21 protein-coding genes, 1 tRNA gene, 1 rRNA gene and 2 pseudogenes are annotated in these 26,259 nt (G+C 42.4%); 13 read left to right on the top strand and 12 right to left on the bottom strand.

The genetic code is table 11. From position 1 onward, the window contains the following. The first annotated feature begins 114 nt into the window (after window positions 1-114). From rrf to CDG77_RS24570, 3 genes are all read left to right on the top strand, one after another. Window positions 115-232, top strand: a 5S ribosomal RNA gene (gene rrf, locus CDG77_RS24580). 239 nt (window positions 233-471) lie between these two features. Beyond that, window positions 472-1,149, top strand: a complete 678-nt coding sequence (locus CDG77_RS24575) for a potassium channel family protein (protein WP_094331962.1) — start codon at window positions 472-474, stop codon at window positions 1,147-1,149. A 75-nt stretch (window positions 1,150-1,224) separates the two neighbouring features. After that, window positions 1,225-1,785, top strand: a complete 561-nt coding sequence (locus CDG77_RS24570) for a DUF3124 domain-containing protein (RefSeq protein ID WP_094331961.1) — start codon at window positions 1,225-1,227, stop codon at window positions 1,783-1,785. Between the two features lie 159 nt (window positions 1,786-1,944). Here the strand turns inward: CDG77_RS24570 and CDG77_RS24565 are convergent, their stop codons facing one another. The 3 genes and pseudogenes from CDG77_RS24565 to radC all read right to left on the bottom strand — a co-directional run bounded on the left by CDG77_RS24565 (window position 1,945) and on the right by radC (window position 4,887). After that, the gene (locus tag CDG77_RS24565; RefSeq protein WP_094331960.1) at window positions 1,945-3,498 is read right to left on the bottom strand and encodes a cation:proton antiporter; all 1,554 of its coding nucleotides are present in this window, start codon (window positions 3,496-3,498) and stop codon (window positions 1,945-1,947) included. 201 nt (window positions 3,499-3,699) lie between these two features. Further along, a pseudogene (locus CDG77_RS35720) lies at window positions 3,700-3,849 on the bottom strand (TIGR00341 family protein); the annotation flags it as partial. Window positions 3,850-4,155: 306 nt separating this feature from the next. Next, entirely contained in the window at window positions 4,156-4,887 is a 732-nt protein-coding gene (gene radC / locus CDG77_RS24560; protein ID WP_094331959.1) for a RadC family protein, read from the bottom strand. A gap of 144 nt (window positions 4,888-5,031) precedes the next feature. Between radC and CDG77_RS36795 the strand changes: the two genes are divergently transcribed. Together CDG77_RS36795 and CDG77_RS24555 are read left to right on the top strand one after the other, a co-directional pair. After that, on the top strand, window positions 5,032-5,178 hold the full coding sequence (locus tag CDG77_RS36795) for a hypothetical protein (RefSeq protein ID WP_181154249.1): 147 nt from the start codon (window positions 5,032-5,034) through the stop codon (window positions 5,176-5,178). Window positions 5,179-5,361: 183 nt separating this feature from the next. Further along, entirely contained in the window at window positions 5,362-5,640 is a 279-nt protein-coding gene (locus CDG77_RS24555; protein ID WP_104900922.1) for a hypothetical protein, read from the top strand. Window positions 5,641-6,003: 363 nt separating this feature from the next. Here the strand turns inward: CDG77_RS24555 and CDG77_RS24550 are convergent. From CDG77_RS24550 to CDG77_RS24540, 3 genes and pseudogenes are all read right to left on the bottom strand, one after another. Then, a pseudogene (locus CDG77_RS24550) lies at window positions 6,004-7,422 on the bottom strand (aldehyde dehydrogenase family protein). A 52-nt stretch (window positions 7,423-7,474) separates the two neighbouring features. Continuing rightward, complete coding sequence (locus tag CDG77_RS24545; RefSeq protein ID WP_094331957.1) at window positions 7,475-8,509, bottom strand: nitrilase-related carbon-nitrogen hydrolase; 1,035 nt, start codon at window positions 8,507-8,509, stop codon at window positions 7,475-7,477. Between the two features lie 99 nt (window positions 8,510-8,608). Further along, entirely contained in the window at window positions 8,609-9,367 is a 759-nt protein-coding gene (locus tag CDG77_RS24540) for a red chlorophyll catabolite reductase (RefSeq protein ID WP_094331956.1), read from the bottom strand. Window positions 9,368-9,732: 365 nt separating this feature from the next. On the opposite strand from CDG77_RS24540, the gene CDG77_RS24535 reads away from it, so the two are divergent. Next, window positions 9,733-10,284 (top strand): peptidoglycan-binding domain-containing protein, encoded by a 552-nt coding sequence (locus CDG77_RS24535; protein ID WP_094331955.1) that lies wholly within the window; start codon window positions 9,733-9,735, stop codon window positions 10,282-10,284. 58 nt (window positions 10,285-10,342) lie between these two features. Here CDG77_RS24535 and CDG77_RS24530 read toward each other — a convergent pair whose 3' ends face one another. From CDG77_RS24530 to CDG77_RS24515, 4 genes are all read right to left on the bottom strand, one after another. Next, entirely contained in the window at window positions 10,343-12,763 is a 2,421-nt protein-coding gene (locus CDG77_RS24530; protein WP_094331954.1) for a sucrose synthase, read from the bottom strand. 483 nt (window positions 12,764-13,246) lie between these two features. Next, window positions 13,247-16,627 (bottom strand): PAS domain-containing hybrid sensor histidine kinase/response regulator, encoded by a 3,381-nt coding sequence (locus CDG77_RS24525; protein ID WP_190234060.1) that lies wholly within the window; start codon window positions 16,625-16,627, stop codon window positions 13,247-13,249. Next, window positions 16,569-16,847, bottom strand: coding sequence for a helix-turn-helix domain-containing protein (locus CDG77_RS24520; protein ID WP_094331952.1), 279 nt, complete (start codon window positions 16,845-16,847; stop codon window positions 16,569-16,571). Before CDG77_RS24520 ends, CDG77_RS24525 begins: the two co-directional genes overlap by 59 nt. A 373-nt stretch (window positions 16,848-17,220) precedes the next feature. After that, window positions 17,221-17,293: transfer RNA gene (locus tag CDG77_RS24515), tRNA-His, on the bottom strand. A gap of 124 nt (window positions 17,294-17,417) precedes the next feature. Between CDG77_RS24515 and CDG77_RS24510 the strand changes: the two genes are divergently transcribed. The 3 genes from CDG77_RS24510 to cobA all read left to right on the top strand — a co-directional run bounded on the left by CDG77_RS24510 (window position 17,418) and on the right by cobA (window position 19,475). Beyond that, complete coding sequence (locus CDG77_RS24510; protein ID WP_094331951.1) at window positions 17,418-17,801, top strand: DUF4359 domain-containing protein; 384 nt, start codon at window positions 17,418-17,420, stop codon at window positions 17,799-17,801. A 151-nt stretch (window positions 17,802-17,952) separates the two neighbouring features. Beyond that, complete coding sequence (locus tag CDG77_RS24505) at window positions 17,953-18,699, top strand: sirohydrochlorin chelatase (protein WP_094331950.1); 747 nt, start codon at window positions 17,953-17,955, stop codon at window positions 18,697-18,699. Next, the gene (cobA, locus tag CDG77_RS24500; RefSeq protein WP_094331949.1) at window positions 18,696-19,475 is read left to right on the top strand and encodes a uroporphyrinogen-III C-methyltransferase; all 780 of its coding nucleotides are present in this window, start codon (window positions 18,696-18,698) and stop codon (window positions 19,473-19,475) included. Before CDG77_RS24505 ends, cobA begins: the two co-directional genes overlap by 4 nt. A 30-nt stretch (window positions 19,476-19,505) precedes the next feature. Here the strand turns inward: cobA and CDG77_RS24495 are convergent, their stop codons facing one another. Further along, window positions 19,506-20,126, bottom strand: coding sequence for a hypothetical protein (locus tag CDG77_RS24495; RefSeq protein ID WP_094331948.1), 621 nt, complete (start codon window positions 20,124-20,126; stop codon window positions 19,506-19,508). 402 nt (window positions 20,127-20,528) lie between these two features. Here CDG77_RS24495 and CDG77_RS24490 point away from each other — a divergent pair, with 402 nt between their 5' ends. Together CDG77_RS24490 and CDG77_RS24485 are read left to right on the top strand one after the other, a co-directional pair. Then, window positions 20,529-21,491 carry a homogentisate phytyltransferase gene (locus CDG77_RS24490; RefSeq protein WP_094331947.1) on the top strand — a complete coding sequence of 321 codons (963 nt, stop codon included), beginning with the start codon at window positions 20,529-20,531 and terminating at the stop codon, window positions 21,489-21,491. 3 nt (window positions 21,492-21,494) lie between these two features. Continuing rightward, entirely contained in the window at window positions 21,495-21,968 is a 474-nt protein-coding gene (locus tag CDG77_RS24485; protein WP_094331946.1) for a tetratricopeptide repeat protein, read from the top strand. Window positions 21,969-21,989: 21 nt separating this feature from the next. Here the strand turns inward: CDG77_RS24485 and CDG77_RS24480 are convergent, their stop codons facing one another. Then, complete coding sequence (locus CDG77_RS24480; RefSeq protein WP_094331945.1) at window positions 21,990-22,316, bottom strand: hypothetical protein; 327 nt, start codon at window positions 22,314-22,316, stop codon at window positions 21,990-21,992. A 117-nt stretch (window positions 22,317-22,433) separates the two neighbouring features. On the opposite strand from CDG77_RS24480, the gene CDG77_RS24475 reads away from it, so the two are divergent. Both CDG77_RS24475 and CDG77_RS24470 read left to right on the top strand, forming a co-directional pair. Next, on the top strand, window positions 22,434-24,587 hold the full coding sequence (locus CDG77_RS24475; RefSeq protein WP_094331944.1) for a hybrid sensor histidine kinase/response regulator: 2,154 nt from the start codon (window positions 22,434-22,436) through the stop codon (window positions 24,585-24,587). 416 nt (window positions 24,588-25,003) lie between these two features. Next, window positions 25,004-26,233, top strand: a complete 1,230-nt coding sequence (locus CDG77_RS24470) for a tetratricopeptide repeat protein (protein ID WP_094331943.1) — start codon at window positions 25,004-25,006, stop codon at window positions 26,231-26,233. The last annotated feature ends 26 nt before the right edge of the window (window positions 26,234-26,259 follow it).

The raw sequence follows: 26,259 nt of genomic DNA, 5'->3' as shown, positions 1-26,259 counted from the left end.
TCGGAATTCGAAATTACTTGTTATGAAAACATTTGGTTTAGCGTTACTGTGCAGTCTTCAGGGTTGCTGTGTAATTCGTAATTAAAGAATTACGAATTAGCAATCAAAACTTTTTCTGGTGTCTATTGCGCGGTGGAACCACACTGAACCCTTCCCGAACTCAGAGGTGAAACGCTGTTGCGGCAACGATAGTTTAGGGGTAGCCCTACGCAAAAATAGCTCGGTGCCAGGGATATTTATACTTACTAAAAGCCTTCTCAATTTTCAATTTGAGAAGGCTTTTAGTTTTATATTATTTCTTTTCAATTTCACTCTTTAATAAGCAAGTAGTTTTATATTATTTCTTTTCAATTTCACTCTTTAATAAGCAAGTAGTAAGCTGCTACGCAGCTAAATTTAATAAATAGCATTACATTCCTTTGCTAAGTTGTAAAGCGGAATAGGAAGTCGAAGAGAGCACAAAGAAGAGCTATGTACGTACTAATTGGTGGAGCAGGCTTAGTAGGCTTAAGTTTGGCGCAAAAACTAGTAGAACTAGGACATACTGTTGCTGTAATTGATATTGACCCTATCGCTTGTCGCTACGCCCGCGAACAAGTAGGGGTAATGGCTTTTGAAGGCAGTGCCGTGAGTACAGAAGTATTGTTAGAAGCTGGGATTCGAAAAACCGGCTCCTTGGCAGCTGTTCTGAGAAGTGATGCCTTAAACTTAGCAATGGTAACTCTTGCTAGACATTATGGTGTTCCACACCTTTTAAGTCGGATGCGTCACCCCGATTTTGCTGAACCACTGCGGATAGCTGGAGCCAACCACATTATCAGTACTGTTGAACTAGCGGTTTCAACAATGGTGAATGCCATTGAGTATCCCCAAGTGGAATCAATGATGCATTTTGAACAAGGGCAAATTGAGGTACTAAAACTTTCCATCCCAAACAATTGCTATGTTGCTGGTCGTAGCGTTGCCGAAATCGCTCAAGATTCAGGATTTCCAAGTGGTTCGCTAATTATTGGCTACCAAGCCCATCCCCACGAAAATTTGATGATTCCTAACGGCAGTACAGTACTGGAACCTCATTCAACTGTACTGATTGTAACTAAACCAGGATGTTTACATCAAGTCATTGATTTTATTCAACAAAGATGTTGAGCGCAGTCCCTACCTAAATTCTTTATTAGGTGGGGTTAGCTATACACTGATGAAAAATGAGTGTAAATAGTTTTGATGAAGCCGTATCTACATATTTATTTACCGATCGCTGTTATTTTTCTGGCATCTTGTCAATCAGCCAATATTCCATCCAAGTCACAACCCGATGCTACTCAAGCTACACCAGTTCAAAAAATAGTGATGCTGGATAAGAATTTTAAGATAGCTAGCGGTCAAACTATTTATGTACCTGTCTATTCACATATCTATCATCACAATCGCCAGGAGATTTTCGAGTTAGCAGTTACGCTCAGTATTCGGAATACAGATTTGACCAATCCCATCATCATTACTGCTGTGCGCTACTATAACTCAGAGGGGAAATTAGTGAAACAGTATTTGGAGCAACCTATTCAACTTGATGCACTAGCTTCGACAACTTTTTTTGTGAATAGAAATGACACCAGTGGAGGTTTAGGAGCAAATTTTATTGTCGAGTGGGTAGCTCAAACAGAAATATCTGAGCCTGTAGTGGAAGCAGTGATGATTGGTACTGACTTTCAGCAAGGAATTTCTTTTCTCAGTCCTGGTAGGGTGATTAAAAATAAGCGATCGCCTTTAAAAGATAAATCTTAAAAAAGTGCATTTTGCTATAGGTAGAATTGTAATTATCACCGAAACGAACATGAAAATTTTCGAGACATATTTGCATCGCCAAACCTCCACATCCGAATGGGGAAGCCAGGGAATAAAAACATTTCTTTTTATGCACCATACCCCATACTCAAGAACTACTTAATCATCTTCTAGTTTCAGCAATTGTTCATCAAGAGTTTGTATCCGTCCGCGCACAATTTCTTCAGAGAGAATTCGTTTCCGCATTGCCTCATTGAGCGCTCCTTTTTCTGCCAGCAGTAAACGTCGGCGAATGGCATCAAGTTTACCACTATTGCGACTTTTGCCATCTAACTCGTCAGGACGACGATTATAAAGTTCTCGCAGTATCTTTTCTGCACCTGCAATTCGTACCTGATAAGCTGAACGCATCTCTTCATAAACGGCTTTCGGCAACACCCCTGATTTCAACAAGCTATCTAATTCATCTTGTGCTGCTTTACCTGTCATCAACTGGGCTTGCAATTCTTCAACCTGTTGTTGAATTTCTGAAAATTTAGATAATTTTAAACGTTTTACTACCCAAGGTAAACTTAAACCCTGTCCTACTAACGACACCAACACACTACCGAAAACTATAGCTATCAGGACTTCTCGCCCTGGTAATGTAGTGGGTAAGCTCAATGCCAGAGCCATTGAGAGTGAGCCTTTGATATTACCTAAAAACAGTAAATGTTGCCAGCGGATAGGAATTGGGCGGTCAATCCAACGAATCCCTGCTAGCAAAGGATAAACTGTAAGAACTCGCCCGACTTGATAGGCCAAAACTGCAAGTAGAATTGCTGGTAAAGTCCTCCAGAGCGTTACCAAGTCTATTTCTACACCAATCAATAGAAAAATAAAGGTGTTGACAGTAAAACTGGCATATTCCCAGAAACTCAACAAGGTAATGCGACTAGAAGCAGAAGTATTGTGAGAAAGACCAAAAGTCCCGAAAATTAATCCAGCTACAACTACGGCTACAGCACCTGATACATCTAGAAAATCTCCAATCTGAAAAGTGCCTAATGCAACTGCTACCGTCAGCAATAAACTGCTAAGGGGATCGTCCAAACGGGCGAATACAGGTATGCTCAAGTAGCCTAATACTAACCCTACGAGGCAGCCTCCTAGAGAGATAAATAGCGGTTGTTCGATTCCTTGTAGTAACGTGAGTGAACCTGTCGAATATACTTGCAAAACTAGGTTGAACATAACAAGGGCAGCAGCATCGTTAAATAGGGTTTCACCTTCAACGATGGTGGAAAGCCGCGAGGGTACTGGTATCTCCTTGAAGACAGCAATCATAGAAACTGTATCAGTGTTTGCCAGAATTACTCCTACAAATAAGGCAGGTATCCAACTTAGTCCCAATCCAAATTTCAACAGGACCGCAATAATACCACTGGAAAGCACAGCCCCTGGCCCAGCTAGAAGGGCAATTGGTTTAAAGGTACTGCGTAGGCGACTGACATCTGTATTGATTCCAGCTTCAAACAGGAGAATTGGCAGGAAAAGATTTAAAACAAGAGTTGGATTTAAACCAATCGGACGAGATAATAGCTCAGTGATGGGCAAACCTGCTAATACTAAACCCACAACATAAGGGATTCGCAACTGTCGCGACAGCAGAGCTACACCTGTCGCAACGATCAAAAGAATAATTGAAACTTTGACTAATTCTGTAACGTCCACTATTACGTTTTGGAAAGTTATTTTAACTTGACTAATAGATTCTCTCCTCATTCATGTCAAATTAGCAAATTCAGCGTGTGGTTTAGAGCAACAGCGTGATTAGTGAATTTAAGAGTAGGCTTTTGCCTACAATTAGCCTTCATCCCCGACTTAAAAGACGTTCACCCCTCAAAACCTAAAGTGGAGCGGCTTTTCGTCAGGCATTACAGTTCCTGCTAAACTACCAGAAATTTTCATCTCAATTTTGGCGTAGCTACTGATAACACCAGGTGCTACCACAATTTCCAAATCTAACAATGTTGGTCTCGATCGAGCTAATACTCCACTACCGTAGCTAGACAACCCTACCAGCTACCAGCCAACCCAGAATTTGAGGCGATCGCTAATACAGGATGGCGTACATCCAGCTACCATCTTAATTAACAAGACTTGAGGCAAAATTCCCTTGTTAAACTTAGCCACATACACTTGTAACACTTAACAAGAACCCCAATGAGCAAAACCTAACATCGGAAATCCTTTTCGATTTAACTCTAGTGAGGGTAATTAAAGATTTTCTTTAATTACGAATTACGTTAAGGTTCGCTCTGCGTCTCGTAGAGAAGCGGTAGCGATAGCGACGTAGGAGCGTCGGAACGAGCGTCATTACGAATTATTTTAATCCCCTTGCGGATGTTCGTCCCACAACGTTGTTAGCTCCCGCAAACTCTGATGATTGCCATTACCCAAAATCAGATGATCTAGTACTGGAATCCCCAAAAGCTGCGCTCCTGCTAACAACTGGCGCGTTAATTCTATATCTTCCTGGCTAGGTTCAAGGTTCCCAGAAGGGTGATTGTGGGCAACTATTACCCGCGTTGCGCCTTGACGAATAACTTCCCGAAAAATATCACGAGGAGAAGCTAGGGTTTCGGTTGCTGTGCCAATGGTAATTACTTGTGTTCCCAATAAGCGATTCTTGACATCTAACAGCACCACTGCAAAACGTTCTTGTACCTGCCACATCAAATCTTGACTGAGGGTAGCAGCAGCAGCAAGTGGGCTATCAATTAATGTGCCATCGTTAGGGCGAGATTGAAAAGCCCGTTTACCCAATTCGATTGCTGCTAAAATGCTTGTCGCCTTCGCCGGGCCAACACCAGAAATTTGCATTAACTCAGCAGGGCTAACTTCTCGCAGAACTACCAAAGGATCGCGTTGGTGTTTGCCTAATTCGCTCAAAATAAATTGTCCCAAACCCACAGCAGACAGTTTCCCTGGCCCTTGACCGGTGCCTAGAAGAATTGCGATTAACTCCGCTGTGGCTAAAATTTTCGCACCATGCGTCATTAATCGCTCACGCGGACGCTCATTTGTAGGTAGGTCGGCAATTCTGAGGCAATAGGTCATAAACTAAGAAAATCGTCACCACAAATCAAACTATCCTTATTTATCCCTTGTTTGCTCTCCAAATCATATTTAATTGAGAAAATCTTTTTAAAGGTGTCACAGCTGCGGTTGCGTTCCAGGAACGACTCAAAGGGGTAGATCCTGGTGAGTAAACGCGATCGCTTGTACCGATTGAATGACAACGAAAAGACTATCGAGCATAAATTCAATCGTCTAGCTAACTGGATCGCTCAAATAGCTGGACTTCTGCAAAGAAAATATGGGTTTCAAATCCCAGATGACAAGTTTTAGCTCACTGGGGATTCGTCTTAAATCATTCAATTAGAGATACTATCTTTTTGTATGAGCTAAATTTTACATTAACTTGCTAAGTACTACGGCTACAAAATATATTTACTTTCTGGAAAAGACATTATCCCTTGTGTAGTCAACATCAACAATTACTTGAAGCTCAATAAAGCTCAAGAGGAACTCATGATTAATCAAGCTATAGATATAATCTTTGTAGATTCCTTTGCCTTTGCAATTAATGTGACAGTAGGTACACTACTTCACAGTAAAATTTGCAACTACTCATGGGAAGGAAAAGTAGAGGAGAAGCCTCAGCTAGAAGAAATTAGCTCTAATTTATCCATTTCAACACCATCTTCCGAAAAAATAGATGAAATCGCTCCTGTTCTAAGCAAATATTCCAAAGTAAATGCAAAAATGAAAGCAGAAGCTTTGGGTAAAAAAGCTTCGACGAGTGTGTAGATATAGCAATCCTAAAAAATAGCCCTTTCAAGGTGACTAGTAAAATCTCTTATTTTTTCTCAGCGCTACGGACACTTTACTCAAATCGAAAAACCCTTTTGGCAGTCGCTCATGGGGAAAACCCCCTTCTCTACGAGACGCTCTGCGAAGGCGCTAGCCTCTCCCTTTGGAGAAGACTGTGCTGCCTGCCTCACCACGCAAGTGTCCTCCTCTGTGCCTCTGTGGTTTAAAAGTAATTAATTTAACTTTGTTAAGCACAGAGAACACAGGGATAAGAGGTTAAAGAGGAATTTATTGTCCAAAATTGTTATCCACCTTGAAAGAGCTAATTCTAAAAACTTATCCCTTGTTTGTTGACAGTATTTATGATTCATTATCAAACCACCAAGGGTCATTACTCGCGTTGGTTTTAATTAAAATAGCTTTTTTTCGCATGAATCGTTTCAGCGCTGCTGCACCCATGCGCGATCCTCCCATACCGGAAAATTTGAAGGCGTTTTTCTCTCCCTCGTGCATGATGGCAGTGAGTGCTGCATCGTTGATACTAATAGCACCTGCATCTATCTGCTGGGCAATTTCTAAGGCTTCAGTTTCTGAGGCAAAGACAGCAGCACTCAATCCATAAATTGAATCGTTTGCCAAAGATACCGCTTCTTCAACTGTGGAAAAAGGCATTATTGGCATAATGGGGCCGAAAGTCTCTTCGGTCATCACTTTCATGGAATGATTAACCTGGGTGAGAACTGTTGGACGACACCACCAACCCCCACCTAAGTCTTAAATTACACCGCCGCAGTGAATTACTGCTCCCTTTTGCACTGCATCTAGGAGATGATCGCTAATGATTGCTGCTTGTTTTTGGGCGATGATGGGGCCAATTTCTCCGCTTTCAACGTTGGGGTAGGCTAGCTGGAGGCGATGGGCTTTGGCTACTAATTGATGGTAAAACTTTTCAAATATGGATTCAGCAACGTAAATCCGCTCAATTGATAAGCATGACTGTCCGGTGTTGACGACGGAACCCCACAAGATTGCTGAGGTTGCTAATTCTAAATTGGCTGATTCTAAAACGATCGCAGGATCTTTTCCTCCTAATTCCAAAAAAGCCGGAATAAACCGTTTCGCAGCCGCTTCTGCCACTTTTCTTCCTGTGGCTACACTACCTGTAAAGCACACTAAGTCTACATTGTCAATCAAAATAGAGCCGATTGCGCCTGCTCCTTCAACAAAAGTTAAGACATCGCGCAATTTGGGAACGGCGTTGAGTGCTGTTGTCAGTGGTGCAACAAAACGAGGAGCAATTTCACTCGGTTTGACAATAACGGCACAACCCGCCAGCAATGCTGGAATAGTATCAATGGTTGACAGCAACAGTGGAAAATTCCACGGGCTAATTATCCCAACTAGGGGATAAGGAACAGATGTTTGTTGCAAGGCGATAAATGGAATTGCTGTATTTTTTGCAGAGTCTTGCAGCAATTCTGGTGCTAACCTACACCAGCGATCGATGCTAGAGAGGAAGGAGTCTATTTCTAATACTGAGATTGACAATCTTCCCGTATCATTTACCAAGGCTTCAGTTAAGCGATCGCGCCCAGATAATATCGCTTCCTTCCACTGCTGTAAAGCTTCTATTCTCCCCTCTAAACCCAGTTGTTGCCAGCTAATTTGCGCCCTGCGAGTGCGCTTACATTGCTGTGCCAGCAACTTTGGGGGTGGCGGGATAATTACATAGTCAAATTTGCCTGTTCGGGGATTGCGGACTTCTATTGGTTTTGTCATTTGTCATTTGTCATTTGTCATTTCTTTGTCCCCCAATTCCCAATTCCCAAATTCAAATTATTCCCAATTTGGCTAACCGCTCAATAGTGGCTTGCTGGGTTTGGAGGAAGTGTTTGCGGTCTATTTCTCCCTCCAGCATAGTATTAGGGGGGTAAAAGTGTGATTGGTGATAACTGTCGGCATATAGTTCAAAGCGTTGGCGGGCAAGTAAATTATGTAACCCAGGTCGGCGGCGATCGCGGCGTAATGCTCCTAAATCAATCTCTGCAAATGCTGTCATGCTCTCGCCTGCACCTGTTTCGGCTAAAACGATTCCGCGATGGTCGATGATTTTAGAGCCACCATCAGCAGAAGCTATGGGGATAGCAATATTAGCAATGCCTGCGGTATTGGCTGAAACTACATAAGCCATATTTTCAACAGCGCGAGTGATTTTTGCCGCGTCTTTGGGCGTGAGGCTTTTGTTGTATACTTCCGAGGTGGAATGGACAAAAATTTCTGCGCCTCGCATCGCTAAACACCGCGCCACTTCTGGATATAAAATTTCTTCTGATGCTAAAGCTGCTAAATTACCGATCGCAGTTTTGGCTACGGGGAAAACTCCTTCTAAACCATAGCAGTCGAGATATTTATCCCAAACATCATGGGGGGTGGGAGCAAATAAAGAATTCAGCCGGCGATATCGCAAGACGATTGAGCCGGAAGGGTCAAGAATAAAGCAGGTTTGGAAGTACAATCCGGGAAAGTTGGGATCTACCTCATAGGCGTTCCCAGCTAAAAATATTTTATGCTTTTGGGCAATTTTACCAAGTGCCTCATACTCAGCACCAGCCATTTCTATACAAGCTTTTTCTGCCCATCCTGAGAGAGAATCCCCCATTGGGAAACCAGTGAGAAAATATTCTGGCAGTACAATTAAACGACAATCAAAGCCAATGAAAGCGATACTGGCAGCAATTTGTTGAGCTATGCGGTTGATGGAATTTTGCATAAGCGATCGCGCTTCTTGGCGATGGCTTGTTTGATTGACTGCATGACAGGTAACTTGCAGGGCTAAGGCGCGGTAGGATTCTGGATTAGTTGTCATTGGTCATTGGTCATTAGTTATTAGTTATTAGTCATTAGTTATTAGTCATTAGTTATTAGTCATTGGGCATTTGCAAATGACAAATGACAAATGACCAATTTAGCGATCGCCACCCCAGAGCGATCGGACAAGTTTATCTGTCAATTCCGATCCAAACATCTGTGCGGCAAATTTATTACCTGGATCGCGTTCAGCACCGATCCGGCGCAGTTCCAAATCACGAGATGCTAAAGCTTCCCGTGCATCTTCTGGCACTGGTTCAGCTGCATCTACCCACGTTAGCCAGCGATCGAGGGTTTCATGTGCAACTGTGCGAGTCAATTCCAGGGTTTCAAAAGTAGGTGCGCTGGTGTAACACAAGCTGACAGGCGATTGAAATAGGCGAATATAGGCGCTTTTGCTAGTAAATGCCTTTAGGCGCGAATCTTCCTGCAACTTCAAAAATGTTTGGTTAACTGGTTCATAGTAGCGATCGAGATATGCCAAATCGGTTAAAAGCTCAGTTCGGGGAATGTAATCTATATAAAAGAAAATATTCGGAAGTGTGCCAAACTCAAAAGCCAAATGAGGAACCTGGATATGCGATTTCAACCAAGTGGTAAGACGCATGGTACTAAAGTTTGATTTTTCCGGGTTTCCTAGCCACGAATGCACTAGCCAGTCAATTTCTTTCCCTGAAAAAGCAGTGAGCGAACCCTTCATATTGCCATCAAGACTGCTGTATTTCTGTAAATCTTCTACAGAAGGGTCTGGGTGTAATTGAAAACGAGCCTCTAGTTTGTGGTGCAGTTCCTTTGTAATTCCCCACAACTGCTCAAATACAGCTTTATTGTCTAAATCTGTTGGTTGCTGAGTCATAGTTTGAGTTTGCGGTTTTTCTATAGACTTTATGTTTAGTTTGACACTGGTATTAGCTCGTTGCCCATATCAAGCAACGCATTCATCGAATTCAGATAACTCTGAAATGATTGTATAGTATGTTATTGTCTAAACCGTTGATTTAAACACCATATTTTATAAGTGGATGGCTTGATGAAAGATAAAAACAGCGCCAAGCTAATGATATTAGTCTGATTAGATGGAATCCCCAGTGAGCAAAAAGGAGCATGACAATATTATCTGAAAAAATTACTACATGACTTTTTTTGGTCAGTATGTATTATCCCGGATAGCAGCAATGTTGTTAGTTAAAAGAAATATTGGTTGAAGTAAAATGAAATACAATGACTGAAATTGGCCTGATGATGACGGGCGTGTTAACAATAAGACAAGCATTTGGGGCCAATTTGCCACAGCAGCAAATAGTTCAGATGGAAAATGACGTAAACCAGTCAAAACAGAGTGAGTTAGAGATAACTGCTCAAGTTACACCACCTGAATTCATGCAGACAGATGGGATTTCCCAGGCTTCTACCTCAGCGATCGCAGTAGAGAAAGAACGCATACTTAAGAAAATCAGCAAAAATAATCACTTCATAGCTTCTTCTAACTTAGGTGAGTCTAAGAAATCTCAGTTTGTCAGTCAAGTCCGTACAAAGGCTACAGGACGCTTCCAGAAGTTTAGTAGCCAACCGATGCCGACTCTTTATTTCGGTAGCTCTGGTGTTGCTGTGAGAGTTTTACAACGGTTGTTAGTGGCTAACGGTTATGCCGTTAAAGTGGATGGGATTTATGGCGCACTGACAGAGACTGCTGTCAAAGCCTTTCAAAACCAGCAGAATTTAGGAACCGATGGAGTAGTTGGTCAAAGAACTTGGCGGGCATTGACAATTTAGTCATTTGTCCTTGGTCATTTGTCTTTAGCTAATAACAGACAAATGACAATTTGACAAATTATCGGTACTTGTGCTGTTCTAATAGCTGTTGCGCTCTTGGCTTATAAATTAAATAGAACAAAGCCTCGATATAACGTAGCAAATCTTCCCGATTCTCCTTCGAGGTAAAGTTCCAGAAGCCATAAATCCTTGCTAGGGATAATAGCTTGGTAGTATGAATTTTCCAAGTGTATGTGCTGTATACTCGGTCAATTCCTCGCTGCGAAATTTCATTCCAATAGTTAGAATTATGTTCGCATTTAGTGATAAAATCCACAATTTTTGTGGCTGTTTCTTCTAAATTTGTTGGATTAATGTAAAAGCCATTAACCTTATCTTGAATAATTTCCAGCGGCCCGCCAAATTGTGTGGCAAAAGTCGGTAATCCTGAAACCATCGCCTCTAAAATTGTCAAACCAAAAGCTTCAAATAAAGCTGGTTGGACAAAAATTCCCTGACGATCGGCAATGACTCGGTAAATTTCACCAGAATCAGTTTTAGTCAGGCGCACACCCAACCAACGAATCTTTCCGTGGAGATTGTACTGGTCAATTATCTGGTAGAGTTTGATAATTTCGTCACGTTCTTCGTTGTCGCCCGATTCTTCGACGCGCAACTTACCCGCCACCAAAATTAAGTTGCAATGCTCCTGTAATTCTTTACTTTGACCAAAGCATTCAGCTAAACCGGTGAGATTTTTGATGCGATCGAGACGCGCCATTGAGAAGAGAGGACGCTTGTTAGGATCGTCGAGTTTGCCAAATATTTGCGCGGGGTCTTCCAGAGTAAAGAGTATTTCTGCAAGGCGTTGGCGATCGCTCTCTACTCGATCTTTAGTCTGAGTGTAGGGGAAGTAATTATTCTCGTTTACTCCTGGCGGTACGACATTAAATTTGGGACTAAATAATTCAATGCCATTGGTTACATGATACAACTCCGGCATGGTGAAGCACTTGTAAGACTCGTACTGTCCCACACTATCCGGTGTCCCGACAATTTCTTGATAAGTACTGCTGATTACAAAATTGGCAGCATTCATCGCAATCAAGTCAGCAGTGAATTGCAAGGAAAAATGATATTTATCTTCCAATTCTTGCCAATAGAGGTTACTGAACAAGTATTTAGATTTTTCCAAAGCATGAGCAACATTGCATTGGGTAACTTTCAAACGCCGCGCCAGCAAGAATGCCACTAAATTCCCATCAGTATAGTTGCCAACGATTAAGTCAGGTGTGCCGTGAAATTCTGCCCGTAGTTCTCTTTCTGAGTCAATGGCGAAAGTTTCTAGATAAGGCCAAAACTCAAACCGAGAAATCCAGTTTTGAGTCATGTTGGGATTAAATTCCCGTAAAGGGACTCGCAAAATCCAAGCGTTTTCAGTATCATAAACTTTTTCCAGTCGTTGATTACATAGAGTGCCATCACTATTGGGAATCAAACGGGTGAGAATAATTACCTTTGGCTTGACATTTAATCCTTCTAGACCAGCTAGGAAAACATCTTCTTGTAGCTGCTTCTCTAGACTCTTTGCCTGGTCAAGAACATAAACTACCTGACCCCCTGTATCGGGACGACCCAACACTCCCTCTTGCCCAAACCAACCGTGGGCTGACACTAAGACGATTCTAAAAATCATCGGCACACGAGAAATGAAGGCTTCTAGGGTCTGGGGATCGGCAGAATCAATCAATTCATCAAGAATATTTAGGGTTTCCCGCACCCGTGCTGCGGTGTTACCCCAACCCGGCTCAAAACCCATTGTTTGCAATTGGAACCGGAATTGTTCGTAGGGTTCATCATCGGGGCGATTATTAACAAAACTGATAGCTTTTTTAACTTGCTCGGAAAGTTCCTGCTGTGATTGAATGCGATCGTTGACCAGCAGTTGAACACCATTGTAGTGGTGCAGACGCAAGAAATTTAATAGGCTGTCCAGCAACTCTTTAGAGTCTTGAAATATTTTGCTAGATAGATAGCGGTTGAGAAATTGTACTCCCTTCCCAATATTTTTGGGGTCGCGGATGATTGGGGTGTAGTCATAAAATGGGCCGAAGTCCAATTCTAGCAGGCCGCCCTCGTTAGGATGAAATTTGTTCACCAAGCGATCGCGCAAATCCAACAAATCCTCTACCGTCATCGGCTCAATGCTCAAGTCTGATGTCAACCAATAAACTTCTTGGCTGGCAATCTTAGAACGGATGATGAAACAGAATTTTGAGTCCTCCTGAATAATTTCTTGAGTATAGTAAATCAGTTTGCCTAACTCAGAGTTAGTGTAAAAATCCTCTGGTTTCTGGGACTTTGAGCAATACTCACTATATACATTGAGGATGTCATTCCGCAGCAAATACTTCTTTTCTTGTTGGCGTAATTCACTTATAAAGGAACGCAAATCACTTTTTTCTTCACTATCTAAGACTGCTTGAAGCAATTCAGACATGGCGACTCCAGTAGATGACGATGTTTGCATTGTTAATTTTCAAGGCGAGACAAATAAGCCTCCACCTTTTGTTAGACCGCATATAAACACGAAATAACACAGATAAATCAGATTTATCTGTGTACCTACAAATATCAAGTTTTTAGTAGGCACTTAAATCATGTTCTACTTTACTTAAAGTATCTATGACTCAGTATTTTTTGATCTAACTAAAGGAATACAATTTTTGTTTCTTTTGATAGATGTTAGTAGATAATTGACATAATAATAGTTAGGGCACAATTTTGAACGCCCTCAACTGCCTGATGCAATTTGCACTATAACATTTATTTGTGTGTATTCGATCGTTGGCACACTGATAATCTCAATATTTATCTGTGAAGCTCTGTAACACTTGCTATTACCTACTTCCTAAGATGCCAAACAAAATTTAATTGTCGAGCTTAAAGCTAAAGGATTCAATAAATTAAAATCAATTTTTGTTCAGAGATAGACTAAGCTTGAAGCCCACATTTCGACGACGATCGCCACTAAAACTTCTGGATCGATGGGTTTGGTGATGTGACGTTGAAATCCGGCTGCGATCGCTTGCTGCCGATCCAGTTCTGCCGCATAAGCTGTTAAGGCAATAGCGGGAATTTTTCCCCCTTGCTCAAGCCCAAGGGCACGAATTTGTCGCATCAGCATGTAGCCATCCATCTCTGGCATCCCAATATCGCTAACGATTATGTTGGGAATGGATTGAGCGATCGCTTGCAGCGCATCAGTCCCAGATGCAACAGCAGTGACGATCGCGCCATCTTCCTCTAGAACAAAAGTGATGAACTCCCGCGAGTCCGTTTCATCATCAACGACTAAAATATGAATGCCGCTCAAATCATTCTCCTCAACGGGCGATCGATCTAAGGTTGGTGCTTCACTTAATTGAGGTGCAAGCGGAATTTGAACTGTGAATGTTGCTCCTAGTTCTTCGCCGCGACTGACTACTGTGACTGTACCGCCATGCATTTGCGTAATTTGGCGCACGATCGCCAGTCCCAAGCCTAGCCCACCAAATTTGCGGGTGGTGGCGCTATCTTCTTGGCGGAAATGCTCAAACACGAATGGCAGAAAATCGGCACGAATTCCTTTTCCGGTGTCGGTAATTTGAATTTGGGCATGATTTTCAACTTGGGATAGCGCAATCGTGACTTGCCCCCCAATAGGAGTAAACTTAACGGCATTCGATAGCAGATTCCACACCACCTGCTGCAATCGGCCTGCATCTCCGACTACCACTCCCAGAACGGGTGAGACAATCGTCTGAATTTGGATTGACTTGGCTTCTGCGGCTAACCGAACCGTTTCCAACGCGGCTGAAATCACTACATTTAGGTCAATAGGTGAGGTTGACAAGCTCATTTTGCCTTGCAGAATCCGGGAAATGTCTAGCAAGTCATCGATCAGTTGCACCTGAAGCTGGGCGTTGCGCTCGATCGTGGCGATCGCAATATTCGTTTTTTCAGTATCAAGCTTTCCCTTTTGCAACAGTTTTGACCATCCCAGAATTGGATTTAGGGGAGTCCGCAACTCATGGGAGAGAACTGCCAGGAATTCATCTTTAATGCGATTAGTTCGATCTAACGCTTCAGCGCGTGCCTGTAGCTCTGCAACTAGGCGCGATCGTTCTAAAGCAGCAGCGACTTGATTAGCAATTGTTTGCATGAGGTCGAGTTCGTCGCTGGTAAAGCGATCGCGTTGACGAGTTCCCAGTCCCAGAGTGCCCAAGATGCGATGGCTTTGCCCCCCGCAGGCATCGCCTACCATCAGTGGATGACAGGCATAAGCTCTGGCACCGATTGACTGAACTTGAACAGCAAGTGGATCGGTCTTTGAGAGTGCATTTTCAACAATCGCTGGCTTCTGATGTTGCACCACATAACCACATACCCCCTGCCCTAACTCCAAAAATTTAACAGATAAAGCAATTTCCTCTGAGATGCCCCCATGAGTATGTAGCTGAAGTCTTTGCTGGTCTTCTTGAAACAAGTAATTGAAATAAACTTCGAGTCCCAAATGAGTCGAAACCTTTTCAAACAAACCCGCTAAAAACAGCTTGGGATCTTCGTTGAGCAAGAGATCGTTAGCAACTTCTGAAAGCAGCTTCAGCCGTTCGTTACTGGCTTTCACAGTCGCTTCGATTTCCTTGCGATCGGTAATGTCTCGCGTGACACCTGCCACCGCTTCTACCATACCATTTCCGCTCTCTAGCGGTACAAAAATGTATTCATAGGCACGCGTGCCAAATGCACTCGTGTACGGCGTTTCATCTTTGAGCGGTTGGTGCGTTTCGATGACTTGCTGAATCTGTCTTTGCAGTTTGGTGGCTAAATCTTTTGGATAATCCAGCTCAAAAAAGTTTTTGCCCAGGGCTTCAGCCGAAGTCTTCTTTAAGAGATCGAGCAACGGCTGATTGATGTAAGTGAACCGTCCCGACAAATCGAAGGTATAAATAAAATCAGTTACGGAAGAGGCGATCGCGTCGAACTTTCGCAGTTGTCGTTCGAGTTCGGCGGAAATCAGTCGCCAAGCATCTTCGGCTTGTTTGCGTTCAGTGATGTCTGCCAGTGCCCCAGGAAAAGCAAGCGGTCTGCCATCAGCAGCATATTCAACTCGACCGCGTGCGGCAAGCCAGCGCTCCTCGCCCACTGCCGTATAAACCCGGTACTCACTGACAAATTCTTCGCCAGTTTCAATCGCCTGGTTAATGGCAGCGACCACTCGTGGGCGGTCTTCTTCATGCATTCCTTGCACAAACAGGTCGATCGGCAAACCTGTCGCTGCCTGCACAGGGTCAACGCCAAACAAGTGAGCAAAGGTGGCATTCACGATTACCAGATTATCAGGAATCTTCCACCGCCACGTGTAAATGGCTCCTGCGGCTAAAGCTGACTCCAGTTGTACATGGGCTTCCCGGAGGTCAGCTTCAGTGTGTTTGCGATCGCTAATATCGATTGAAATCCCGACCATGCGCTCAGGATTGCCCGCCTCGTCATAAATTAGATGACCCCGAGCCAGCACCCAATGCGTGCTGCCATCATCCCAAACGGTGCGATACTCTACGTCATAATCAGTACCCTTGGTATTAATGGTATCTTGAATTGCCACCTGCACCCAAGTCCGATCCTCTGGATGAATCCGCTCCATTAGAACTTTGTGCGAGAAATCAGTATTAATGGGTAGACCATAGTTCACTTTGCACTGGTCAGAAGTAGATAGAACATTGGTCTTGATATCAAGTTGCCAAAAGCCGAGTTTGCTGGTCTTAAGGGCAAGTTTAAGCTGCTGTTCGCTGGCTTGCAGTGCTTGAGCCGCTTGTTTGTGGAAGTCTTGCTCATTTTGCTGCTGTTGCACCCGCACATAGTCGGTGACAGCTTCGGCTTGGTGAATAATGTGTGTCATTTCACCGTTTTCATCAAAGACTGGCGAGTTGGTTAATGTCCAGTACCGCTCCTCAAAGCCACCGCCTTCTGATTCGGGGCGGCGAATATCATATTTCTGCATTGCGATCGTGTGAGGTTGGCGATGCTTCAGCACGCTTTCTAAGGAGGCACGTAAATTCTGAACTCCAGTAGCATTTGGATCGTCGGGATTGTCTGGAAAAACCTCGAACAAATGCTGACCAACGACCTCTTCTCGTTTAGTCTTCGTTGTCTGGAAGTAAGCATCACTTCCTGCGACAATTATCAAGTCGAGTGAGTAGACGATATACAATCCCGGTATTGATTCAAATAAGGTTTGAAAATTCAGCATAAGTTCTGCCCCATCACCCTTCACCAAAGTAATCGAGCAGTAGAGATTGAGCGCCAGTTCGATAAGCTTCAATGGGTGAATTCTCCATTTCATGAAGCTTGGCTTTAATTTGCTTGAGTGCCAGGGGTAGCGGTTTAGCTCGATTATTTTCCCAACGGTTGATTGTCACCAGTGTTACGCCAACCTCAGCCGCAAATTGCTCCTGTGTTAGTCCTAGCAATTGCCTTAGCTGACGAACCAGCGTCTGAGCCTCAATCTGACGACTGCTATATAAGTTTGGTGTACCTGCCATAATCGATTCCCTTTCGATTAAAGAGTGATAAATCATATGATTCATTTTCTATCAGAAGACGCAGATATTCATTTAATTCAGTATCAAATCTTTTATAAGTAGGACTTACGCAGCCTCTCATAGAGTTTGTGCGAAGGCGAAGCATATCGTAGAGAAGGGTTTTTAATGCTTTCGCAGTTCAATGAATTAAGATTAAGAGTGATTTATTACGTAAGTTATAATAAGATAAGCTAATGAATTATAGTAAACTTACAATCCTTCCAAGTGTGTAAAGCTATAGATTACAAATCCTTGTTAAAGTGATGGTTATGAGTGTTCACACCATGCAACCCACCTTCAATAGAAGTCTAGCTATCAATATTAAATTACCTAGGGCGAACGACGGGACTCGAACCCGCGAATGGTGGTACCACAAACCACTGCCTTAACCACTTGGCTACGCTCGCCATTCAACAATTTGAATTATAGCAATAATTTCGCAAACTATCAAGAGTTTGTGTTCAAGGAACGGACTCAATTGATTCAGAGTCTCTGAAATCTAACAATTACAACGAATTTTACTTGGTGAACATGAAAGCCCTAACCATCATTGCATATACTGGAGCCGCAGCAGGACTAGCCGCCTTGGGTGTGACAATGGCGAAGACTAATCCCAGTCAGGTTGAATATGAAGAATATGCAGTGCAACGGTTGACAAAATACTTAAAAACCGATGTATGCAAAAAAACTACGAATATTATAGAAAATTTAATCCGTTTTAATTGCGATAAATTGGTTGACTCCGCTAACCCGCAAATCCAAGGAGTTATTGCCAGAACTACAGAAAGACAAAATTACATGATTTTTAGCATTTACCGTACAGATTTAAAAATAAATTCTTGGATACCTTCTTACAAATTTGAAACGGTGGCAGCTTTTAATCAATTTTATACTTACACTGCCGAAGAACAATAAGACAATCAGCAGTAAGATGATAGAAAGGTGATTTATAATACTTGTATTTAGGAATCGATCGTAGTTTCAATAATCACTAGAGTACTTGTTACCAACAGGTTAATTTTAAGTAAAATATGAGGATTAGTCACTGAGAGTTCAAGCTTTGCCGATGTCATTTGCCTATCTGCTAGTATCTCACGGAAGTCGCGACCCGCGCCCAGAAGTTGCTATGCAGCAACTAGCTAGGCTGGTATGTGACAAATTGCCAAAGAACTACAATGCATTAAATAGCGAACATTTGGTTGGCATAGCTGCTTTAGAAATGAGTCCTCAGCCTTTACACGAGCAGATTCAACAATTTGCTAAGAGCGCTTTTGGCAATCGCAAACCATCTCAAAACCAGAATCGCCTCAAAATTGTACCGCTATTTCTGTTGCCGGGAGTGCATGTGATGACAGATATTCCTGCCGAAGTAGCGCTAGCACAACAGGCTATCGGTGAAGATATTATGATTGAATTGCAACCATATTTAGGCTCTCACCCCAATTTAGAGAAATTGCTGGTCGAGCAAATAGCTACTATCAAAGCAGAAGCGTGGATTTTCTTAGCTCATGGTAGCCGTCGCCCAGGTTCCAAAGAAACTGTAGAAGCAATGGCGGCGAGTTTGTCAGCAGTGGCTGCTTATTGGGCTACGCCTCCTAGTTTAGAATCACGGGTGACAGAGTTGGTAACTGCTGGTTATAAAGAAATTGCAATCTTGCCATACTTTTTATTCGCTGGTGGCATAACCGATGCGATCGCAGCTTCCATAGAGGAGCTAAAATTACAATTTCCGGCGGTGAATTTCCAATTGGCGCAGCCACTGGGAGCAAGTGCAGAACTAGCCGAGCTAATTTGGGATTTAACGGATAGATGAACCGCACAGAAAAACAGGAGAACAAGTATTTGGGAAAGGTTTATTTAGTAGGTGCGGGGCCAGGAGATCCGGGACTAATAACCCTGAAGGCGAAAGGTTTGTTGGAATGTGCAGATGTCGTTATCTATGATGCCTTAGTCAGTCCGGCAATTTTGGCAATGATTAATCCCCAAGCCGAACAAATTAATGCTGGTAAGCGCAGGGGTAAGCATTCATTGTTCCAGGAAGAAACAACTCAATTGCTGATTGATAAAGCGCAGGATTGTGCAATTGTGGTGCGGTTAAAGGGTGGCGATCCTTTTATCTTTGGTCGCGGTGGCGAGGAAATGGAAGAATTAGTCAACGCGGGGATATCAACTGAAGTTGTGCCCGGTATTACATCGGGGATTGCGGCTGCGGCTTACTCCGGTATTCCTTTGACTCATCGACTGTATAGTTCTTCAGTGACATTTGTAACTGGTCATGAAGCGGCGGGTAAGTATAGACCGAAAGTGAATTGGAATGCGATCGCCCACGGTTCCGAAACCATTGTAATTTATATGGGAATTCACAATCTGCCTTATATTGTGGAACAGTTAAGCGCAGCTGGGTTGAAGGTAGAAACACCCATTGCTTTGGTGCGCTGGGGTACGCGCCCAGAACAAGAAGAATTAATTGGAACCTTAGAGACAATTGTAAAGCAGGTAGAGCAAACTGGATTTGGTGCGCCTGCGATCGCAGTTATTGGACAAGTGGTGAATATGCACAATATTTTGTCTGGTTGTCGTCCAGTTTGATGCCTGGCGAACATCTAAAATCCACTTTCTTTAAGTTTCTCGAATCCAGAACGCCAAACCTCCTGCACGGCCGCGAGCTGCAATGAAATCTTCACTCACTAAAAAGAAGGCAAAGAAGGGCTGTTGAGCTATGGACTGGTTGTAGAAATCTTCTGTTTTAACTTTGCCAGAACGAATTGGTCTGTTGTAAACAACACGACCAAACAAACTGATAATCATCTGGTTAAAGTCAAAGGCCAATAAATTTTTCTTACCTGTATATTGTACTGGCCCGGTCAGCTTCAATAAAACTGGCCCAAGTTCAACCTGATTACAAATTTTGCCCCTGTCTGAATCTTCTTCTAAAGTGGCATTAAAGGAAACATGGATTCTGATAAATTTGGGTACATAAAAACCCTTCCCTAATCCAATTCCTCCGTGTTCTCTGACTTTCTTGGTGCCAGTAGCAAAACAAAGTTGCCATTTACCTAGAAGAGACTCAAAGGGATAAGTTAAATGTTGCTGCTTGGCAGATTTTTCTGATTGTAGTAACGCATTGACTAATCCTTCTGCAATAGGGCGTGGATCTCTTTGTCGTCGATATGCAGCCGCGGCCTGTGATAGCACGGTAACAAAGTCAAATTTGGCTACAGGTGTCAAATTAGCTGTCATAATTTAACTATTTCTTTGGTTTTCTGATAGATTGTAGCGCTATAGAGTGTCATGAGTGCAGAATTAGTTGTCAGATTTTTTCAAGATTGAGATTCTTCCGTAAGATAGATTCGCTACGCCTAGCTAGCTTTTGAGTAAGGTTACGGCTGGCTATGCCACCACTACCTCCTCTAGTAAAGCTCTTGTTAATGACCAAATTCTGTGACAATGGTTAAGAATCTGAACAATTCATGCAATGGGAAAAGTTAACACGAAACCTAATCCTCCAGTCCCCAACTTTTGTAGGGAATGGAGAGAATTCAAAGCTTCTCAAGAGCAGGAAAGAGGAATAGAGGTGAGGTTTTCCCAATCCCATGAAAAGTCAGAGTTAACAATAAGCCGGAATCTGAATCTAAGGTACTCATGAGCCAGAGTTCTCAAAACAGCCCTTTGCCACGCAAACCCGTTCAATCATATCTCCATTGGTTATACGCTTTCTGGAAATTCTCTCGCCCTCACACGATTATTGGCACAAGTCTGAGTGTGTTGAGTTTGTATTTAATTGCCATTGCTATTAGTAATAATCCTGATTTTTTATTTCCTAACTCCCTACTTCCTGTCTTCGGTGCATGGATTGCTTGTTTATGTGGCAATGTTTACATTGTAGGACTGAATCAATTAGAAGATGTTGATATTGACAAGATTAATAAACCTCATTTACCGTTGGCATCAGGTGAGTTTTCTCAACAGACGGGGCAATCAATTGTCGCGTTGACTGGGATTTTGGCGTTAGTAGTGGCTTGGCTAACTGGGCCATTCTTATTTGGGATGGTGGCAATTAGTTTGGCTATTGGTACTGCTTATTCTTTACCGCCAATTCGTTTAAAACAGTTTCCATTTTGGGCGGCGCTGTGTATTTTTTCGGTGCGCGGCACGATTGTTAATTTAGGATTGTATTTGCATTACAGTTGGGCGCTGAAACAAAGCCAAATAATTCCGCCTGTGGTATGGGTGCTGACGTTATTTATCTTGGTGTTTACCTTTGCGATCGCCATTTTTAAAGATATCCCCGATATAGAAGGCGATCGCCTTTACAATATTACTACTTTCACGATCGAGCTAGGGCCCCAAGCTGTGTTTAATCTGGCTCTTTGGGTGATAACTGTCTGCTATCTGGGAATAATTCTAGTTGGGGTGCTACACATCGCCTCAGTTAACCCCATTTTTCTGGTAGTTGCTCATTTAGGGCTGCTGGTTTGGATGTGGTTGCGGAGTTCGACGGTAGACTTACAAGATAAAAGTGCGATCGCTCAATTCTACCAATTTATCTGGAAACTATTTTTTATGGAATATCTGATTTTTCCTATCGCCTGCTTTTTGGCTTAGACAATGCTAGAAACCTTTCCTACCAGTTCTATTATCGCTGCTCTTGTAGTTGTTTTGAGTTTATCAATCCTGGGCTATTTCGCTTGGAAAACTTTGATTACCTCAGACTTGTTTCAAAAAGGAATCAATCTTGCTCAAGCAAAAGATTACCAAGGTGCAGAAGCAGCCTTTCGCAAAGTGATTTCCCTCAACTCTACTAATGATGTAGTGCGTTTGTTTTTGGGAGATGTTTTAAACCAGCAAGGCCAAGTAGAAGAAGCAACAGAATTATTCCGGGAAGTAATTCGCCGCAGTCCAAAAAATCCTGATGCTTACTTGCGTCTGGCGAATATTCTCATGCAGCAAGAGCGAGAAGAGGAAGCTAAAACCAACCTGCTACAAGCAAAAAATTTATTGGAAAAACAACGCCAACCTGAAAAAGCTCAAAAAATCGCTCAACTGTTAGATAAAATGAGTATTAAGTCAAGTCAATCTTAAGTTGAGTAAGAATTGCAGAGATTAAATTTTCCTGTTTTGTCCCCTAACTTTTTTACCATTCCCATCATTCTTATGGTGAGAATGGTTTTTATTTGGAAATTTCCTCATATCTGCCGTAATTATATCCGCAATTTTCGCGAGTTTGACCACTCCCTTCATAGCCTTTATAATTGCAATCTCAGGCACCATACCCATTTTTAAAAAGTTCACATTACTGATGCAAAAAGCTTTTATAACCCTCTTACCTTTGCGCTCTTCTCTACAAGAAGCTACGCGAATGTATCCTTCTCTAACTAGACACTGCGCGTAGCTTACTTCCCCGCAGGGATATGCAGTTTGTTCGCTCATTCTGTTATTCCTATCTCAAGATAGGATAATAGTAAATTTCAAACATGCAAAAAACTTGGGCTGATACAAAAAGGTATTTAGTAGTAAATTTTATATATTCAAAATAATCAAGCATTTATGTCAGAAATTATATCAGAATTGTGGACTGTTATTTTTACATCAGGAGCGTTTATTCCACATGGACACTGCTATCTATGGCAAACAAATTTAGTTTGGCTACATATATTATCTGACGCGTTTATTGCACTAGCTTATTATTCGATCCCAGCTACACTATTTTACTTTGTCCGTAAACGTCAGGATTTGCCCTTTGATTGGATTTTTCTGCTGTTTAGTGCATTTATCGTCGCTTGTGGAACTACTCATTTAATAGAGATTTGGACACTTTGGCATCCAACCTATTGGGTATCGGGGTTTGTCAAGGCAGTAACTGCAACAATATCTGTAATTACAGCAATAAAACTTGTGTCTCTAGTTCCACAAGGACTAGCACTTCCTAGCGCTGCTCAAATAGAACAAGCAAATCAAGAACTTCAAATACAAATAGCCGAACGCTTACGAGTTGAAAAGGAACTGCGAAAATATCAAAATCATCTAGAAGAAATGGTTGCTGTTCGCACTAATGAAATTACTAAAATCAACGAGCAATTACAACAAGAAATCCTTGAACGCCAACGCATTTTAGAAGTTCTCCGACAAAGCGAAGAACGCTACCGTTACCTAGCTGAGGCAATTCCTCAACTTGTATGGACAACCAAGCCTAACGGTGAATGTGATTTTTTTAATCAAAATTGGTGCGACTATACAGGGTTAACATTAGAGCAGTCCTTGGGTTCTGGTTGGTTGGCTGCATTGCATCCAGATGATATCCAAAATGCTGATGAGGTGTGGTCTAATGCCGTCAATAATGGCATTATGTATAACAATGAATATCGCTTCAAACAGGCTTCTGATGGCTCCTATCGTTGGCAGCTAGCGCGAGGTTTACCGCTCAAAGATGAGCAAGGTATTGTAGTGAAGTGGTTTGGAACATGTACAGATATTCACGAACAAAAACAAATACTTGAAGAACGGGCACACCTGCTGGAATTAGAACAAATTGCACGAGCTAAAGCAGAAACAGCTAATCGAATTAAAGATGAATTTCTAGCCGTCCTCTCTCACGAACTACGCACTCCACTAAACGCAATTCTCGGCTGGTCAAAATTATTGCAAACTCGCAGGTTAGACCGAGTAAAAACAGCAGAAGCATTAGCCACTATTGAGCGGAATGCCATTTTACAAGTTCAACTTATTGAAGATTTGCTGGATATCTCCAGAATTTTACAGGGCAAACTAACGCTGAATATTACGAAGATTAACTTAGAGTCTACGATATTGTCCGCGCTAGAGACAATGCATTTAGCAGCAGAAACAAAGTTGATTGAGGTGAGTACAATCTTTGAACCAGATGTGGGACAAGTTATGGGCGACTCGACTCGTTTGCAGCAAGTCATCTGGAATCTTGTTTCTAATGCCGTCAAATTTACACCCAGGGGAGGAAAAGTAGAAGTGCGACTAGAGCAAGCTAATGGCTATGCTCAAATCATAGTTAGCGATACAGGTAAGGGAATTAGTGCTGAGTTTTTGCCATTCGTATTTGATTACTTCCGCCAAGCAGATAGCACCTCTACAAGAAATTTTGGTGGATTAGGACTGGGATTGGCAATTGTGCGTAATATCATCGAAATACATGGCGGTATCATCAAAGCAAAGAGTGAGGGTGAGGGAAAAGGGGCAATATTTACTGTTAGTTTGCCGCTTCTGCCAGATGAAAGCCCAAGCCTGACGGATGAAGAAAACGACTCTGCATTCTTAACTCCTAGCTCCTTACCGCTCGGTGGGGTTCGGGTTTTAGTGGTGGATGATGATACTGATTCACGAGATTTTATTGCTTTTGTGCTAGAGCAAGATGGAGCTTTTGTCATTGCGGTATCTTCCGCTTATGAAGCATTACAAACTCTAGGACTGGTAAAGCCAGATGTGTTGGTCAGTGACATTAGTATGCCTGAGATAGATGGCTATATGTTAATACATCAAGTCAGAACTTTGACACCAGAACAAGGTGGAGAAATTCCAGCAATTGCCTTGACTGCTTTTGCTAGAAATGATGACCAGGAAAAAGCACTAAAAGCTGGGTTTCAAATACATTTATCCAAGCCTGTCAACCCAGAGGAATTAATTGCAGCCATTGCTCAACTTGTTGAAACAAAAGTGTCAGCAATTATCTAGAAAACGACTTTTTATTCATAATAAAACTCTATCTCTTATGAGCGGATACTTGTATCAAGTTAGGTTAATAACTTATAATTCCTGCTAGAGCTACGCTTTTGCTGCCCTACTATGTATACACAAGTCGAAAAATCCTCTAGCCATATTTTTGTCAGAATGGAACTGTTGCACTCACCGACATCCCTTCCAGAACTGAAGTTCAGGGCTGATAGCGAAAGTCTACTAAGCGTCGACTTAAGTTATGAGACTCGGAATTGATTCCGAGGCGGGATAGAAAGGCAGTGCGAGATTTATTAATCAAGAGATGACTTGTGTGGTACAGTAGAAACCCGCAAAAAAGGAGGGTCTGAGAGTGTCAAAATGGCAATTAACCGAACTCAATATTACATGTAAACCAAGCAGGTAAGGTAATAAAAATGCTGAAAAACAAGAATCTACTGGTAGCGGCTATTATCTGCTTGTGTTTGAGTAATGAGAATGCTGCCTTTGGTAAAGATGTTGGCATTGTTTTATCAAAAATTCCAGACTCAAATCGAGCAGCACTTCCTGGAAACAAAAACGCAGTTGCTAACTTTGAGCAAGGAACCAATCTCTACAAACAAGGAGATTTCAAAGGAGCAGAAGCGGCTTTTCGGAAAGCAATTGAACTAGAACCCAACTTTGTGCAAGCTTATATTGCTTTGGCAAATACTCTCGACGATCAAGGCAAACCGCAAGAAGCGATCGCACAATACAATAAAGCCATCAGCCTCGATCCTCAAGAGTCTGGAGCCTACTTTAATTTAGGTTTGACTTTAGCAAGACAGAATCAGTTAGAAGCTGCGATCGCCCAATATAAAAAAGCTCTCAGCCTCGAACCAAACTATGCAGATGCTCACTATAACTTAGGAAATGCTCTCTACGCTCAAGGCAAGTTAACCGAAGCAGTCACCGAATATACAGCAGCTATTCGCCTCAAACCCAATTATGCCCCAACTTACACGCGTCTGGGAAATACTCTGTACGATCGAGGTGAGTTAGAACAAGCAATTACTCAGTATAAAAAATCCATTAGCTTTGATTCCAAGTATGCAGAAGCTCACTATTACTTAGGGAACGCCTTATATGCTCAAGGAAAACCAGCAGAAGCGATCGCCGAATATACAGCAGCCATTCGCCTCAATCCAAAAAATCCCGCAGGTTATAATGCCTTGGGAAATACTCTGTACGCTCAAGGCAAACTAGAAGAAGCGATCGCCCAATATAAGAAAGCCCTCAGCCTCGCTCCCAACTATGCAGATGCTCACTATAATTTAGCAAGCGCTTTTTACGCTCAAGGCAAGCTCACAGAAGCGATCGCAGATTATACCGAAGCGATTCGTCTCGATCCCAAACACGCACAAGCTTACACAGGTTTGGGAAATGCGATGGACGATCGAGGTAAACCTCAAGAAGCGATCGCACATTACAAAAAAGCCATTAGCCTTGTACCCAACGATGCCTTCACTTACTATAATTTGGGAATCACTTTAGGAAGAGAACAACAGCTAGAAGAAGCGATCGTTAATCTCAAAAAAGCCAGAGAGTTATTCCAAGCTGAAGACAACAAGGAAATGGTTGAGCAAGTTAATCAGCTAATCAAAAAAATTAATATCCGAACGAATTGAATTAAGGGGATTGGGGACTGGGGACT

This window comes from Nostoc sp. 'Peltigera membranacea cyanobiont' 213, assembly GCF_002245975.1.
In the GTDB taxonomy this organism is placed as follows: domain Bacteria; phylum Cyanobacteriota; class Cyanobacteriia; order Cyanobacteriales; family Nostocaceae; genus Nostoc.
This window is presented reverse-complemented; position numbering and strand designations above follow the sequence as displayed.